Source organism: Brevundimonas sp. EU05-FHT14B11, assembly GCF_058790835.1.
In genome coordinates this window covers 746421-761790 of the sequence record NZ_JBYTCY010000002.1, presented here as the reverse complement: position 1 = coordinate 761790, position 15370 = coordinate 746421, and the positions used below count along the sequence as shown (strand labels likewise).

The following is a 15370-nucleotide window of genomic DNA, read 5'->3' as shown; positions in this document are numbered from 1 at the left end:
CCGGGCTTCGGCGAGAGCATGCAGGACCCGCAACCACGACCGGCGTCCGCGCCGCTATCCCCTCCAAGGAGTAGATGCATGTCTTCCGAACCCAAGGCCCCGGGCGCGCCCGCGCCCCTGTCCGGCCTTCCGCTGTTCTATCGCGCGCCGGAGCCGCTCTCGGCGGCCGTCCACGGCGCCTGGCGGCTGAAGGACGGCGACGTGTCGTTCGCCGCGGACACGCCTTTCGTGCCGATCGTCGTCGGCGAACTGGCGGCCTCCGCGCGGTCCTATCCGATCGTCTTCGCGGCCGGCAACGCCCAGCCGATCGCGGTGCTGGGTCTCGAACGGGCCAATCTGTTCGTCACCAACGGGGCCTGGGCCCAGGACGCCTATCTTCCGGCCTATGTCCGTCGTTATCCGTTCGGCTTCATCGCCACGGCCAACCCGGAGCGGTTCGCGCTGGCGATCGACGGGGCCTCGGACCGGGTCGTGCGGACGGGGGGAGACGGCGTCGCGCTGTTCGACGAGGACGTCAAACCCAGCGCAACGACCCGGCAGGCCCTGTCGTTCTGCGAGGTCTTCCAGTCGGAAGTCGCGGCGACCACGGCGTTCGTCGAAGCCTTGAAGGCGCAGGACCTGCTGATTGATCGCCGCGCCGACGCAACGTTGCCGGACGGCCGCAAGCTGGGCCTCGAAGGCTTCCAGATCGTCGACGCCGGGAAGTTCGCGGGGCTGGCCGACGACGTCGTGCTGGATTGGCATCGCAGGGGATGGCTCGCGCTGGTGCATTTCCATCTGTCGTCGCTTGACCGGTTCTCCGCGCTCCTGACCCTGCAGACCGCGCGGGCCGCCGCTCCGGCGCCGGCCAAGGCCTCGAAGAAGCCGGCCAAGGCGCGCGCGGAGTCCGCCCCTGCGGACACCTAGGTCCGGCTCGGGCGTGGCTTGTTTCCCCGAGGGGAGCGCCGCCCGCTCTTGATGTGAAACTGTCGTCCGGCCGACATACCGGGGTTGTTCGGCCGGTTCTGCGCGTCCGTCAGGCCTTCTCCGCGGGCGTGAATTTCGGCGTGGTCGACTTCGATCTCACCGCCGAGGATCCCACGGTGCGGCTCAAACTTCGAGACGAAGGCGGCCAGGCGGCCTGGCCCGCGGTCGTAGTTCGCGCATCGGAGCTGAAGCCGGGACGACGCTCGTGGCCCGACAAGGTCAACGCCGTCTCGCAACGCCGGTGGAACGCCGTCCAGGCCGGGGACGCCTATTACGGGGCGTAGCGCCGCGCACAGGGCGCGTCTCCAACATCGGGGGTGACGTGCGGTCGGGCCTCGCCTAAGCCAGCGGGATGTCGGCCAGCCTCGAACAGGAGCTCGCATGTGCGTTCTAGCCTTCGCCTGGCGCGCCCATCCTCGCTGGCGCCTCGTTCTCGCCGGCAATCGCGACGAACTGCATACGCGGCCCGCCGATCCGTTGGCGAGATGGCCGGGCGCGGATCACGTCCTGGCGGGGCGTGACCGGCTTTCGGGCGGAACCTGGCTGGGCGTGTCCGATGAGGGCCGGCTTGCCGTGGTGACCAACCTGCGAGGTTTCGGGGGACCGAAGACCGACGCTCCGTCCCGTGGTCGGTTGCTCAGCGACATGTTGCGGGGCGGGGGCGACTTCCAGAACCCGTCCGACGCCGTGCTGGAGACCTTCAGCCCGTTCAACCTGATCCGCGTCGAGAACGACGAGGCGGTCTTCTGGACCAATCAACCCGCGCCGGTTCGCCGCCCGCTGACGCCGGGCCTCTATGGTCTTTCCAACGGCGAGCTGGATGAACCCTGGCCGAAGACCCTTCGCCTCAAGGCGACCCTGGCGGACTGGCTGGAGGGCGCGGCGGACCACCCCGAGATGCTGCTCGACGGCCTTCAGGACGAACGACTGGGCGTGGACGGTTCGATCCCCGCGCAGCCGTCCGACGTTCCATTCGAGCCGCGCAACTCGTCCGTCTTCATCCGCGGGCCGGTCTACGGCACCCGCTGCGGGACGGTGGTGGCGATCGACGCCGAGGGGCGGGGACGCATCCTGGAACGCCGCTTTGACGCGGGCGGCCAGATCACGGGCGAGACCGATCTGGCCTTCTCATTTTCGGGGGCCTAGTCCGCCGCCTGCAGTTCCCGCACCCAGGCCTGGAGCGCCTGCTCGTCGGCCATGTTTCCGGCATAGGCGTGCGCCGGAATCTGCGGTTCGTTGTTGCCCCGGGCCCGGCCGCGATAGACCTTCATCGGGATCCACACCCTGGCCAGGCCGCTGGGTAGGGCGGCTTCGCGCAGCTCCATATATACGGTGTCGGCATTGGTCTCCCGACCGATCTGTACGGCGCCCAGCGTCTTCCACAGATCGACGGCGTCCAGGCAGGCCGAGCCGCAACGGAAGTCGGTCAGGACGTAAACGGTCCCCTTCATCGGATTTTCCGGCGGAACGGGGTAGGTGGGCGGGGTCTCCGGCGTGTTCTGATCCCGCCACAACGGTTCGCCGACGGCTATCGCGTTCTGCATTCCCGCGATGGCGTTGTCCGCCCAGGCGATCATCTGGGGGTCGCCATTGGCCGCGGTCAGCTGATCGCGGAACGCCTTGAGACCCGCGATATTGGCTTCGGACGCCCGCCAGTCGACGCTTTCGATCGGGGCTAGGGGATGGGTCGTGGCCCAGTCTCCGCCCCAGAGGGTCAGCGCCAGACGCGCGCTCCAGTGCGAAGACCCGCCGCCGTTGTCGCGGACGTCCAGAACCACATAGGGGGCGGCGCGCAGACGGGCCTGGTTTTCCGTCGCCTGCGTCAGCAGGGTCGTGAGGGCGGCATAGGCTTCGGACGCGGGGTCGCCGTTGAAGGAGGGCATCGATAGCCACAAGCCGCCGTCGTCCAGCGTCTTCATGCCGAAGCCGGGTGAAACCCGTTGGGCGAGGGCGGTGCGGCGGGCGCCGAGGTCCTGGGCTTCGATCGCGCGCCAGTTCAGGCGGTAGGATCGCGCGACGCCCTGGGTCTCGAAGCGACACTCCGACATCTCCGGGATCCACGGATTGCTCGGACTCATGAAGACCCAGTCGCCGAACTGGACCTTCTGCGCTTCAAGGACCCAGCGTCCGCGGAAGGCGCCGACGCGGCGCTCGGCCAGGGGCGCGGCGTCCACGCCGTCGCAGGCGATCAGCCTGGCGCCCAGGGGAGGGCTGTCGCGGTCGGCCTCGTCCCGGCTGGCGACCACCTGGTCGGCGCCCTGATAGACGGTCAGGAAGCCCGGCCAACGCGTCGGGAAGCCGCCCTGGTTGGTCAGGCCGATGTCCACGTGGCCGTCCTCGAACCCGGCGATCAGGCCGCGCATGGCCCACCACCAGCCGCCGGCGTCCGTCGTCGTTTCCGCCCGTTGACGCGCCTCGGCCAGGCCCGCCTCGACCCGTTGGCGGAAGGCCGGATTGCGGTCGTCATACAGGCCGGGGTGGGTCTCTTCGATGATGCGGCCCAGGGCGTCGACATCGCTCTTCAGCGTCGCGGACCAGTCGCGGGGAGAGGTCATCCATTCCGGCTGCGCCTGCTGCGCCCAGACCGGCGGCGCCAGAAGCGCCATCACCGCCGTACACAATCCCCACTGCCGCAGACGCATTCGATACCCCCCGAATTGAGCGCCGGAAGCTAGATTCCGCGAGGCAAAAAGCAACGGTTGTTTGAGCGATCCGTGATCGCCCGCGACACCGCCGCTTGACGTCCGTGCTTTAGGTGTATTAGTGAACTAGTACACCAGAGGCGAGCCCCTTTGCCCTTTACGATCGATCCTTCAGACAGCCGACCGATCTACGTCCAGATCATGGACGAGATCCGGCGCGCCATCGTCGTCGGCGCCTTCGCGCCGGACGATCCGCTGCCGTCGGTCCGCCAGCTGGCCGGCGATCTGCGCGTCAATCCGAACACTGTGTCCCAGGCCTATCGCGAGATGGAGCGGGACGGCCTGGTCTACGTCCAGCGGGGGCAGGGGACGTTCGTCGGTTCGGCCCGGCCGCTTGAGGATGACCGCCGCGCCCTTCTGGCCGAGGTCGCGCAGCGAGCCCTGATCGAAGCGCACCGTCACGGCCTGGGAGTGGACGAATTCATCGACGCGATCCGGGACACCGCCGCGGGCGCCGCCCCGACGAGGACTTCATCAGAATGACAATCCCAGACCTCATCCCGACGCCCGATCTCGACGGGGCTGCGCCCGAAACGCGGGGCGGCCTGTCCATCACGACGCGACGGCTCTCGAAGACCTACCGGCGCGAAGCCGCGCTCACGGACGTCGCTCTGACGGCGCCGGCGGGCGCGGTCTACATGCTTGCGGGGGCGAACGGGGCCGGCAAGACGACCCTGTTGCGGATCCTCCTGAACCTGGAACGCGCCGACAGCGGCGAGATCCGCGTCGGAGGGCTGGACTCCCGACGTGAGGGTCCGGCCGTGCGCGCGCAGCTGGGCTATGTCCCGGATCGCTTCGACACCGGACCCGGCTGGATGAGCGCGGGCCTGTGGCTGGAGCAGCGCTCCGCCTACTATCCGGCCTGGGACGCCGGCTATCTGGACGCCCTGTGCCGGCGGCTTGAGATCGATCGCGGCCGGAAGCTGGGTCAACTGTCCAAGGGGCAGGCCCGGCGTGTGCAGCTCGCGGCGGCGCTGGCCCATCGGCCGGCCCTGCTGGTGCTCGACGAGCCCATCGATGGACTGGATCCGGTGGCGAAGGACGCCTTCCTGGGCCTGGTGTCCGATCACCTGGCCGACACCGGCTGTACGGTCCTGGTCTCGTCGCACCAGATTCACGAAATCGACGGCCTGACCGATCATGTCGGCGTGCTGGCGGCGGGCCGCCTGACGTTCCAGGGCTCACGCGAGACGTTGCACCGGACCTTGAAGGTCTATTCCGCGGGAGGGCCGGACGGCTGGGCCGGGCCGCCGGATCTGGCGGGCGTGCTCCACAAGGGGCGGTTCGGTCGGGACATCCAGTGGACCGTCCAGGGCGAGGAGGCCGACATCGTGGCGCGCATCGCCGCGTCCGGCGGACAGGTTCGCAACGTGGCTCCGCTCAATCTCCATGACGCCGTCGTCACCCTGATGCGTGGAAAGGATCCGGCATGACCGAGGCCCGTATTGCAGCAACCCCCGATGTGAGCGCCGTCCTGCGCGCCCAGGTGCGGTTCATCGGGCGCGCGCTACGCCCCGAGTTCATCGCGCTGGCCGTGGTGCTGGGGCTCGTGACCTTCATGGGGCTCAGCTTCGTCATCCTTCAGGGCGACGCCGTGGACTACCCGCATGAGCTGATGATGCTGGTTCCGCTTACCGCTTTTGTCCTGCCGCTCAGGCTGTGGTCGACGCAGCGCCTGTTCGACCGCAGCGATTTCTGGACCCTGCCGGTCGAGCGACAGAAGCACGTGCTGATCCGGGGCGCGGCGGGCGCCGTCTGGGTCCTGGGCCTGACCGGTCTGGTGGTGGCGTGGTTCAGCGTCCTGGCGGCGGTTTCGGGCGGATTGGCTGTCGGGTGGGGCGTGGGGGGGATCTGGTTCTATCTCGTGCCCTTCGGCGCGGCGCTGGTGGCCTATCTGGCGGGATCGGTGCTGGTGGTCGGCCTTCGCTATCCGGTGCGTTGGTTCGTGGTCCTGGCGCTGGTGTTCTTCATCGGGGCCGACATGGGACCGGACCGCCTGGTCTCGGCCGTCACGGAAGTGCTCGGCGAAGGCGCACTGGGTCTGGACACGGCCCTGACCGGCGGCGTCGGGATGTGGCGCGAACAGGTCGAAAGCGCCGGTCCGGCGACGGTGGTCGATCCGCCCGCGGTCGGTCGTTGGGCGCTGGCCCTGCTGTTCTGGATCGGCCTGGGCCTGACCCTGCTGGGCCTGGCCTCCGCCCGGCACCGGGAGCGGAACTGATGGAAGGCTTCACTCAGGACACCGCCGCCTTCATCGCGCGAAACGCCATCTGGGCCGGTCCCTTGCTGGGGGTGCTGACCTTCGGCGAATCCCTCGCGGTCGTGGGCGCCTTCGTGCCGGCCACGGTCCTGATGCTGATGGCCGGAGGATTGGTGGCGGCCGGGGTTCTTCCGCTCTGGGCCGTTCTGGCCTGGTGCGTTGCGGGCGCGGTCCTTGGCGAGGCGGCGTCGTATGGCCTCGGACGGCGGGCCGGATGGTCGTTCGTTCGTGCGCCGGTCCTGCGTCGCCATCGCCGGTCGATCGCCCGGGCCCGGCTGTACTTCAGCCGCTACGGCGTCGTCGCCATCTTCGCCGGCCGGTTCATGGGCCCGATCCAGGCCTTCGTTCCGCTTGTCGCCGGCATCACCCGCATGACGCGCCTCCGGTTCCAGGTCGCCAATGTCGCGTCGGCCCTGGTCTGGGTTCCGGTCATGCTGGCGCCCGGATATCTCGCCGGCGGCGGCCTGGCGGGGCTGTCGCCGGAGATGCTGCACGTCCTGGCCGCCGTCGCCGTCCTCCTGATCGGCATCGTCCTGACCCTGGAGCCGCTTCTGAAGGAGCGGCTTCAGGACCTCGTGTTCAGCGCCCGCCGACCGGCGTAGCGCGCCCCTTCATAGCTCCCTGTCCTTTCGAACGCCTGGAACCCTTGAGCATGTCACACACCTTCAAGCTGACCCGCGCCGGCCTCGTTTCGGCGATCGCCCTGATGGCGGCGGCCGCGCCGCTGACCGCCCACGCCCAGCAGCACCGATCGACCCAGCAGACCCGGAGCATGACCCGGACGTACAGCGCCGCGGAATTCTTCCAGACCACCAGCTTCGGCCTGGCCAGCGGGTCCGGGCTGGCCTTCTCGCCGGACGGCGCGTCGGTGCTGGTGTCCAGCGACGCCTCGGGCGTCTTCAACGCCTACGCCCTGCCCGTGGCCGGCGGGACGGCCGTGCCCCTGACCGCCTCGACCACCAATGCGACCTATGCGGAAAGCTACTTCCCCAACGACGACCGGATCCTGGTCGCCGCGGACGGCGGCGGCAACGAGCGCAGCCACGTCTATGTGCGCGAGCGGGACGGTACGTTGCGGGACCTGACGCCCGGCGACGCCGTGAAGGCCAATCTGATCGGGTGGAAGGGCGACCGGTCGGAGATCTGGGTCGCCTCCAACGCCCGCGATCCGAAGGTGTTCGACATCGTCGCGATCAATCCCGCCACCTATGACAGCCGGCTGCTGTTCGAGAACCCGGGGATGACGCTGGGGGCCATCTCCGCGGACGGGCGTTGGGTCGTGCTGGAGGAGCAGCTCGGCAGCGGCGACGGCAATCTCTATCTCGTCGATCTGCGGGTCGGTGGAGAGCCGCGGCTGATCACGCCGCACACCGGATCGGTGAAGTATCGGGTGTTCGACTTCACACCGGATTCCCGAGCCCTGCTGTTCGGCAGCGACGCCGTCGGGGAGTTCGGTCGGGGCTATCGCCATGATCTGGCGAGCGGCGAGACGACCGACGACCTGAAGGGTGATTGGGATCTCACGGCGTTGAGCTATTCGCCGTCAGGCCGTTATCGGATCTCGGCCTTCAACGTCGATGCGCGAACCGAGCTGACCGTGCTGGACACGGCCACCGGACGGGCCGTGGCGCTGGCCGGCGTTCCGGAGGGCGACATCGGCACGGTGCGGTTCAGCGATGATGAGCGGCGCATGGCCTTCACCGTCGCGTCCGACACCTCGCCCAACGACATCTTCGTCGCCGATCTGACCACGGGTCAGGCCCGTCGGCTGACGACCGCCCTGAACCCGGCGATGCGGGAAGACGACCTGGTCGAGGCCACGGTCGTCCGGTACCGCGGGGAGGGAGGCGTGATGATCCCCGCCGTCCTGTACCGCCCGCACGGCGCCTCCGCCGCGAACCCCGCTCCGGCGGTCGTGCTGGTGCACGGGGGGCCGGGCGGGCAGAGCCGTCGCGGCTATTCCGCCATGGTCCAGCACCTGGTGAACCACGGCTACGCCGTGCTGGCCGCCAACAATCGGGGCAGCTCAGGCTACGGCAAGACCTTCCTGCACATGGACGACCGGCGTCACGGCGAGGCGGACCTGCGCGACATCGTCGCCGGGGGCGACTGGCTGCGCGCTCAAGACTGGATCGCCGACGACCAGGTCGCGGTCATGGGCGGCTCCTATGGCGGCTATCTGACCGTCGCGGCCCTGGCCTTCCACCCCGAGGCCTTCGAAGCGGGCATCGACATCTTCGGCGTCACCAACTGGGTGCGGACGCTGGAATCGGTCCCCGCCTGGTGGGGGGCGCAACGCGCGTCCCTGTTCGATGAGATGGGTGATCCGGCGACCGACGCCGAGCGCCATCGTCGCATTTCGCCCCTCTTCCATGCGGAGAGGATCGTGCGGCCCCTGCTGGTCGTGCAGGGGGCCAACGACCCGCGCGTGCTTCAGGTCGAAAGCGATGAAATGGTCGCCGCCGTCCGCGCCAACAATGTGCCGGTCGAGTACATCGTCTTCCCGGATGAGGGGCATGGGTTCCGCAAGCGCGACAATCGGATCGCGGCCCAGGAAGCCTATCTCCGGTTCCTTGACACCTATGTCCGGCGATCCGCCGGTCAGGCGCGCGGTCAATGATTGCCTAATGCGCGCCGGACAGCCAGGGCCGGCGGGTCAGCCGGCCAACCTGCGGCGGCGAGGCGCGGTCAGTCCTGGATGCCGAGTTCGCGCATCATCATGTCGCGCATGACGAATTTCTGAATCTTGCCGGTGACGGTGAGCGGGAATTCGCGAACGAAGCGGACGTGGCGCGGCAGCTTCTGGTGCGCGATTTCGCCGTGGCAGAAGGCCAGCAGTTCGGCCTCGTCCATGGTCTTGCCGTCGGTCAGCACCACCCAGGCGCAGACCTGTTCGCCATAACGCGCGTCCGGGACGCCGAAGACCTGCACGTCCTGAATCTTCGGGTGGCGATAGAGATATTCCTCGATCTCGCGCGGGTAGAGGTTCTCTCCGCCCCGGATGATCATGTCCTTCAGCCGCCCGACGATCCGGCAGTAGCCGGCGTCGTCGAAGGTCGCGAGATCGCCGCTGTGCATCCAGCCTTCAGCGTCCTTGGCGTCGGCCGTCTGTTCGGGCTCGTCCCAATAGCCGATCATCACGGAATAGCCCCGGGTGCAGAGCTCGCCCGGAACGCCGGTAGGCACGACGGCGCCGTCGGCGTCGATGATCTTGCATTCGACGTGGGGGTGGATGCGGCCGACCGTCGAGACCCGCTGCTCCAGCGGATCGTCCAGCGCGCTCTGGAAGCTGAGCGGGCTGGTCTCGGTCATGCCGTAGCCGATGGTGATGTCGCGCATGTGCATGCGGTCGATCACCTTGCGCATGATCTCGATGGGGCAGGGCGATCCGGCCATGATGCCGGTGCGCAGCGACGACAGGTCGAACTCGGCGAAGCGCGGGTGCTCCAGCTCGGCGATGAACATGGTCGGTACGCCGTAGAGCGCCGTGCAGCGCTCGGCCGCGGCGGCCTGAAGCGTGACCAGGGGATCGAAGCCCTCGCCGGGGAAGACCATGGCGGAGCCGTGCGCCACGCCGACCATGACCCCGAGCACCATGCCGAAGCAGTGGTACAGGGGCACGGGAATGCAGATGCGATCGTCCGGCGTGACGGCCATGGTCATCCCGGCCATGTAGCCGTTGTTCAGGATGTTGCGGTGGCTCAGGGTGACGCCCTTGGGCCGTCCGGTCGTGCCGCTGGTGAACTGGATGTTGATCGCGTCGTCGCAGGACAGGCCGGTTTCGACCGCATGCAGGGCGTCCGGGCCCGCGGTCCGGCCGGCGGCTTCGACCGCGGCGAAACCGGCCGCCCCGGCCAGGGTCGGGGCCTCCATCTGGATGACCAGTTTCAGATGGGGCAAGCGGGCCGCGGTCAGGTCGCCGACGACCGCCTGATCCAGTTCCGGCGCCAGGGCGCGGATCAGCGCCGGATAGTCGCTGGTCTTGAACGGCGGCGACAGGATCAGCGCCCTGCAGCCGACCTTGTTGAGCGCGAACTCCAGCTCGTCGAGACGATAGGCCGGGTTGACCGTGGTCAGGATCAGGCCGGCGCGGGCCGCGGCGAACTGGGTGATGATCCATTCGACCCGGTTCAACGACCAGATCCCGATCCGGTCCCCGGGCAGAAGGCCGTGGGCCAGCAGACCGGCCGCGAAATCGCCGGCCCGGCGATGCAGCTCCGCCCAGGTCAGGCGGACGCCCTGCGCGGGGAAGACGACCGCCTCGCGCTCGCCCCAGAGCCGCGCCGCCTGCGCCAGCGCCGCGCCGATGGTGTGGGTCAGCAGCGGCGGCTCGGTCGGGCCTTGAACGTGGCTGTCCATGGTCGGGCTCAGTCGTTCGCGCGCGGCGTCTGGACGACGCATTCGAAATTGGCCTCGTCGGTCGTCGCGCCTTCGCCCTTCCAGCGCGCCACCTTGGGATAGGCGCAGAGCGGACGGGTGCTCTGCGGCTGACCCGCCGGCATGTTCAGCAACTGGGCCAGGTCGTTGGCGTATTTGCTGGCCACGATCCGCTCCGGCGCCGGGGCGCCCTCTACCCAGGCGTCCAGTTCGCCCAGCATGTCGAAGGTGTTGGGAGCGGGGCCGCCGAAGCAGTGACCCATGGCGGGCACCATGAACAGGCGGGCGAAGTCGTCCACCGCCTCGGCGCCCATGGCGCCGCGCACGGCCTCGAAATAGCGGATCGTGCCCTCGGCCGGCAGGGCCGCATCGCTCCAGCCGTGGTACATCAGCAGCTTGCCGCCCGACGCCCTGAAGGCGGACATGTCGGGATTGTCGGAATCGAGGATGCCCGCCATCGCGGCTTGGGCCCGGTCGAAGTCCTTGTCGAAGTCGAACTGGTCCAGCCGCCAGTCCGCGTCATTGAAGACGAAGTTGGCGAAGAAGGAGCGGGCGAAGTCCGGCTGCTGCGCCGCCGCGTCGGTGATCCACAGGTCCCAGCCGTTGCGGACCGCCTCTCCGCCGGGCGAGAAGCCGGGGAACAGGGAGGCGCCCGTCACGCCGCGCCGGGGGCCGGCGTAGAGGGCCTTGAGCGCGTCGAGCTGGGGCGCGGTCAGGCAGCCGTCGGTCGCATCGACATCGCAGCGGATCGTCGCCGGATCGAAGCGGCAGATGCGCGGATCCTCGATGACCCCGTCCCTGACGCCGTCCAGGTCGTCGCAGGCGGCCAGGGTGGCGGCCTGGATGCGCGCCAGGTTGGGCGCCTTCAGCATGCTGTCCGCAGACTGGTGCGCGGCCTTCCAGGACCAGGCGAAGGAGGCCATCAGATGGGTCCAGGCATTGGCAGGGGCGCCGGCGATGATTCCGTCGAAATCGTCGGGATAGCGCTGCGCCGCCATCAGCGCCTCGCGACCGCCGTCGGAGCAGCCCTGGAAGTAAGAGCGGTCGGGCCGCCGGCCGTAATAGGCTTCGACCAGCGCCTTGGCGGCGACCGCCGTGACGTGGTTCGCGCGGTGGCCGAAGTCGATGATCCGCTCGGGCTGGTTCAGCGCCCAACTGGCGTTCTTGCCGTCGGCGCCGGCCTCGGTGTGACCCATGTCAGTCCCGGCGACGGCGTAGCCGCGGCTCAGGGCGGGCCGCATGGACAACCGGGGCGGTCCCAGGGCGCCGCCGAAGCCGGCGTTGCCCATGGCCGCGAACTTGCCGTTCCAGGCGGCCGGCGCCGGCAGCCAGATCTCGGAGTGGATCTCCGAGCCGGGGACCGGGGTCAGGGTCACCGAGACCCGGCAGTATGCGGCGCTGGCGGTCAGCGACGGCAGGCCGAAGGCCTCGATCGGCTGGCGGTCGCCGGACTTCACCGCGACGGCGGCGTCGATCCGGGTATTGGCCAGACGCAGCGCGGTCAGGCCGTCGCAGGCGGGATCGGCCGACTGGGCGTGGGCGGAGGACGCGGCGGCAAGTGCTCCGAAAGCGACGGCGGCGGCGAGGCTGGATCGAAGGATCATGCGGTCACTCAGCTGGCTTGGGGCGGGGGGGGGGCGGCGTCCGCGGCTCCGGTCCGGGCCGCGATCTCCTCGACCATCGCGGCGTGGGTCCGCCGGTTGATCGGGTAGAAACAGATCAGGGCGGCGGCGGCGAGCGTTCCCGCCAGCGGCGCCCAGAACATCAGCCCCTTGATGTCGGCCAAGGTCTGCGGGGACTGCGCGACATTGGGGACATAGCCGAACTGGGTCAGGGCTATGCCGAGCGCGCCGGCGCCGAGGCCGAGGGCCACCTTCTGACCCAGCACGGTCAGGCCGAAGACGAGGGATTCAGTGCGCACGCCGCTGCGCCATTCGCCGTACTCGACCGTGTCCGGCAACATGGACCAGAAGCAGACGACCCCGGCGGCTATGCCCACGCCCTGAAGCACCAGGGCGGCGAACAGGACGCCCAGGGTCTGGCCGTCGGCGAAATGCCACAGCGTCAGCCCCAGCACGCTGGGCACGGCGCCGACCAGCCAGGTGTTGCGCTTGCCGATCACGCGCAGCGCGATGGCCCAGAGCGGCGTCGTGACCACCACAGTCAGAGCGATGGCGCCCAGGCCGAGGCTGCCCATGTCGGCATCGCCGACGACATATTTGAAATAATACAGCAGGTTCTTGGAGAACATCGTGGTCGAGAATGAAGTGATCACGATGGCGCCCAGCAGCAGGTGCAGGGCGCGGTTCGACGCCAGGCTGCGCCAGACGGCGGCCGGGGGACGACGCGGTTCCGCCGCCGCATTGGGCGTATCCAGTCCACGGCTGCCCCAGGCCGTCAACATCAGGCAGCCGGTGGCGATCACGCCGTAGGCGACGCCGATGATGATCCAGCCCTGACGCCCGCCGGCCTCGCCGCCGAGGGCCGAGGCGGAGGGCAGGGTCAGGGCCGCGACGAGGATGGCGGCCAGGGCGCCGAAGACCATGCGGAACCCGGCCAGGTCGCCACGCTGGGCGCTGTCACTGGTCACCCGGGCGAACAAGGAGGCGTAGGGAATGGCGACCAGGGCGTAGAGGGTGCGGAACAGCAGCTGGCTGATCAGGGCGAAGGCGACCGCCCCCGCGACATGGCTGCCCGGGCCGACGAACAGGACCACGAAGGCCGGGGCCAGCAGCGGCCCGCCGATCACCAGATAGGGGCGATACCGTCCCCAGCGGCTGCGGGTGCGGTCGGCGATCAGGCCGACGATCGGGTCCATGGCCGCGTCCCAGATCAGGGCCGCCATATAGATCAGGCCGGCGGTGCTGGCCGGGAGGTCGACCACGTCGGTGTAGAAGAACAGCAGATAGAGCTGGGTCGTCTGCCAATACAGATTGCACCCGAAATCGCCCACGCCGATCGCCAGCTTGCGCAACGGCGATATGCGTCCGGACACGGCCGCCTGGTCCTTAGCCACGTTCTCCGCCCCATGTTTTTCCGGCTGGACTGGGCCCAGACCTATTCTTATTGTCCAACTGTATAACGAGTTTCGTGTGAGGTCGATAGGGCGAATGCAGCAACTGATGTTTGACATCGACGGCCCCCGGTTCGTCGATACGCAGGGGCGGCACGCCATTCTGAGGGGCGTCAATTTGGGGGGAGACAGCAAGATCCCGCTGTCCCACGCCGGTCCCGTTCCGCCGCGCGATTTCGCCGATCACCGCAGCGTCAGCTTCATCGGGCGGCCCTTCCCGCTGGAGGAGGCGGACGAGCATCTGGGCCGCATCCGGGGCTGGGGTTTCAACGTCCTGCGGCTGCTGACCTGCTGGGAAGCGGTCGAGCATGCCGGGCACGGCCAGTATGACGAGGCCTATCTCGACTATCTCGCGGCGGTCTGCGCCAAGGCCGGCGAGCATGGGCTGGCGGTGTTCATCGACTTCCACCAGGACGTCTGGAGCCGGATGAGCGGCGGCGACGGCGCGCCCGGATGGGTGTTCGAGGCGGTCGGGCTGAACCTGGCGGCGTTCGACGCCGCCGACGCCGTCCACGTGATGCAGCAGCGCTACGACTACGCCTCTCCGGATGCGCGGCAGGAAGATCGCTATCCGATGATGAGCTGGCCGCGAAACTACCAGATGCCGGTCAACGGGATCATGTGGACCGCCTTCTTCGCCGGGGCGACCCTGACACCCGACTGGAAGGTCGGCGGCGTCAATGTGCAGGACTTCCTTCAGGGCGCCTATCTGGGCGCGATGCGGGCGGTCGCGGACCGGGTGAAGTCCCTGAACAATGTGATCGGCTTCGACAGCTTGAACGAGCCCGGTCAGGGCTGGGTCGGGCAGAAGGTGTCGCAGCGCCGGACCGGACCGGATGCGGACAACGCCACGCCGCTGTGGCCGGGACCGTCGTGGACGCCGCTGGACAGCCTGAAGGCCGCCCGGGGACAGGTCGTTCGCCTGCCGGTGCTCGAGCGCCGTCAGGGATTCGAGATGGCCGAGGTCGGCGAGACGGTGGTCAACCCCGACCGCGCATCGATTTGGCTGGACGACGGACCCGACCCCTTCGAGACGGCCGGGGCGTGGGCGCTTCACGGCGACGCCGCGGTGGTCGTGGACGAGGACTTCTTCCGTGTCCGGGACGGCGAGAAGCTGGATCACGAGCGAGACTTCATGCGGCCGTTCTTCGGCAGGGTGGCCGCGGCGATCCGCGACGTCCGCCCGGACTGGCTGCTGTTCGGCGAGATGTGCCCCTATCTCATGCTGCAGGGAAAGACCTTCCCCAGCCCTATGCCGGCCCGGACGGTGAACGCCAGCCATTGGTATGACGTCGAGATCCTGGGCTCAAAACTGTTCGACCCGCAGTCCGATCTGGACGCCCGCCGCCAGCGCTATGCGTTCCAGCTGAGCTATATCCGGGCGATGGGGCTGACGATGAGGGAAGGGGGCGCGCCGACCCTGGTCGGCGAATTCGGCATTCCCTACGACCTCAACCATGGCGAGGCTTTCGACCGCTGGGCGTCGGGCGAGCGCGGCGACGAGGTCTGGAGCGCCCATGCGACCGCGCTGGGGCTGATGTACGACACTCTCGACACGCTTCTGCTGTCCTCAACCCAGTGGAACTATACGGCGACCAACCGCAACGACCTGCGGGTCGGGGACGGGTGGAACCAGGAGGACCTGTCGATCTATTCCGTCGACCAGGCGACCGCCGAGGACGATCCGGCGTCGGGCGCCCGCGGGCTGGCCGGCTTCTCGCGACCCTATGCCCGGAGCGCGCAGGGCGTGATCACGGCCATGGCCTTCGAGGCCGACGCGCGCCGCTTCACGGTGACCGTCGAGGCCGATCCCGCGGTCGGCGCCCCGACGGAAATCTTTGTGCCGACCTGGCGCTTCCCTGAGGGCGTGGAAGCCGCTCTTTCCGGCGCGGACGCCGTCTGGGAGCATGATCGGACCGCACAGGTCGTCCGCGTCACGGCGTCCGGCGCGGGGGCTCTGCAGATCGTGCTAACGCCCCGGGAATAAAGGCC

Annotated in this window: 13 protein-coding genes; 9 read left to right on the top strand and 4 right to left on the bottom strand. The window is 69.0% G+C overall.

The window, feature by feature from the left end; genetic code table 11:
- Positions 1–78 precede the first annotated feature (78 nt).
- From AC3WRV_RS11185 to AC3WRV_RS11175, 3 genes are all read left to right on the top strand, one after another.
- Complete coding sequence (locus AC3WRV_RS11185; RefSeq protein ID WP_492313301.1) at positions 79–906, top strand: SapC family protein; 828 nt, start codon at positions 79–81, stop codon at positions 904–906.
- A 140-nt stretch (positions 907–1046) separates the two neighbouring features.
- A complete protein-coding gene (locus AC3WRV_RS11180; protein WP_492313300.1) occupies positions 1047–1250 on the top strand; it encodes a hypothetical protein in 204 nt (67 codons plus the stop codon).
- Between the two features lie 97 nt (positions 1251–1347).
- Positions 1348–2112 carry an NRDE family protein gene (locus AC3WRV_RS11175; protein ID WP_492313299.1) on the top strand — a complete coding sequence of 255 codons (765 nt, stop codon included), beginning with the start codon at positions 1348–1350 and terminating at the stop codon, positions 2110–2112.
- Here AC3WRV_RS11175 and AC3WRV_RS11170 read toward each other — a convergent pair.
- The gene (locus AC3WRV_RS11170) at positions 2109–3608 is read right to left on the bottom strand and encodes a S41 family peptidase (RefSeq protein WP_492313298.1); all 1500 of its coding nucleotides are present in this window, start codon (positions 3606–3608) and stop codon (positions 2109–2111) included. The genes AC3WRV_RS11175 and AC3WRV_RS11170 overlap by 4 nt on opposite strands.
- A gap of 150 nt (positions 3609–3758) precedes the next feature.
- On the opposite strand from AC3WRV_RS11170, the gene AC3WRV_RS11165 reads away from it, so the two are divergent.
- Genes AC3WRV_RS11165 through AC3WRV_RS11145 form a run of 5 tightly spaced genes read left to right on the top strand, consistent with a single transcriptional unit; the run spans position 3759 to position 8548 of the window.
- Positions 3759–4151, top strand: a complete 393-nt coding sequence (locus AC3WRV_RS11165; RefSeq protein WP_492313297.1) for a GntR family transcriptional regulator — start codon at positions 3759–3761, stop codon at positions 4149–4151.
- Entirely contained in the window at positions 4148–5101 is a 954-nt protein-coding gene (locus AC3WRV_RS11160; RefSeq protein ID WP_492313296.1) for an ABC transporter ATP-binding protein, read from the top strand. The genes AC3WRV_RS11165 and AC3WRV_RS11160 overlap by 4 nt, the downstream gene beginning before the upstream one ends.
- Positions 5098–5889, top strand: a complete 792-nt coding sequence (locus tag AC3WRV_RS11155; protein ID WP_492313295.1) for a hypothetical protein — start codon at positions 5098–5100, stop codon at positions 5887–5889. The genes AC3WRV_RS11160 and AC3WRV_RS11155 overlap by 4 nt, the downstream gene beginning before the upstream one ends.
- The gene (locus AC3WRV_RS11150) at positions 5889–6530 is read left to right on the top strand and encodes a DedA family protein (RefSeq protein ID WP_492313294.1); all 642 of its coding nucleotides are present in this window, start codon (positions 5889–5891) and stop codon (positions 6528–6530) included. Before AC3WRV_RS11155 ends, AC3WRV_RS11150 begins: the two co-directional genes overlap by 1 nt.
- A gap of 50 nt (positions 6531–6580) precedes the next feature.
- Positions 6581–8548, top strand: a complete 1968-nt coding sequence (locus AC3WRV_RS11145) for an alpha/beta hydrolase family protein (protein ID WP_492313293.1) — start codon at positions 6581–6583, stop codon at positions 8546–8548.
- A 68-nt stretch (positions 8549–8616) separates the two neighbouring features.
- On the opposite strand, the gene AC3WRV_RS11140 is transcribed toward AC3WRV_RS11145, so the two are convergent.
- Genes AC3WRV_RS11140 through AC3WRV_RS11130 form a run of 3 tightly spaced genes read right to left on the bottom strand, consistent with a single transcriptional unit; the run spans position 8617 to position 13300 of the window.
- Positions 8617–10287 (bottom strand): AMP-binding protein, encoded by a 1671-nt coding sequence (locus AC3WRV_RS11140; protein WP_492313292.1) that lies wholly within the window; start codon positions 10285–10287, stop codon positions 8617–8619.
- A gap of 8 nt (positions 10288–10295) precedes the next feature.
- Positions 10296–11909 (bottom strand): tannase/feruloyl esterase family alpha/beta hydrolase, encoded by a 1614-nt coding sequence (locus AC3WRV_RS11135; RefSeq protein ID WP_492313291.1) that lies wholly within the window; start codon positions 11907–11909, stop codon positions 10296–10298.
- A gap of 8 nt (positions 11910–11917) precedes the next feature.
- Positions 11918–13300 (bottom strand): MFS transporter, encoded by a 1383-nt coding sequence (locus AC3WRV_RS11130; protein WP_492313290.1) that lies wholly within the window; start codon positions 13298–13300, stop codon positions 11918–11920.
- A gap of 127 nt (positions 13301–13427) precedes the next feature.
- On the opposite strand from AC3WRV_RS11130, the gene AC3WRV_RS11125 reads away from it, so the two are divergent.
- Entirely contained in the window at positions 13428–15365 is a 1938-nt protein-coding gene (locus tag AC3WRV_RS11125) for a cellulase family glycosylhydrolase (protein ID WP_492313289.1), read from the top strand.
- Positions 15366–15370 lie beyond the last annotated feature (5 nt).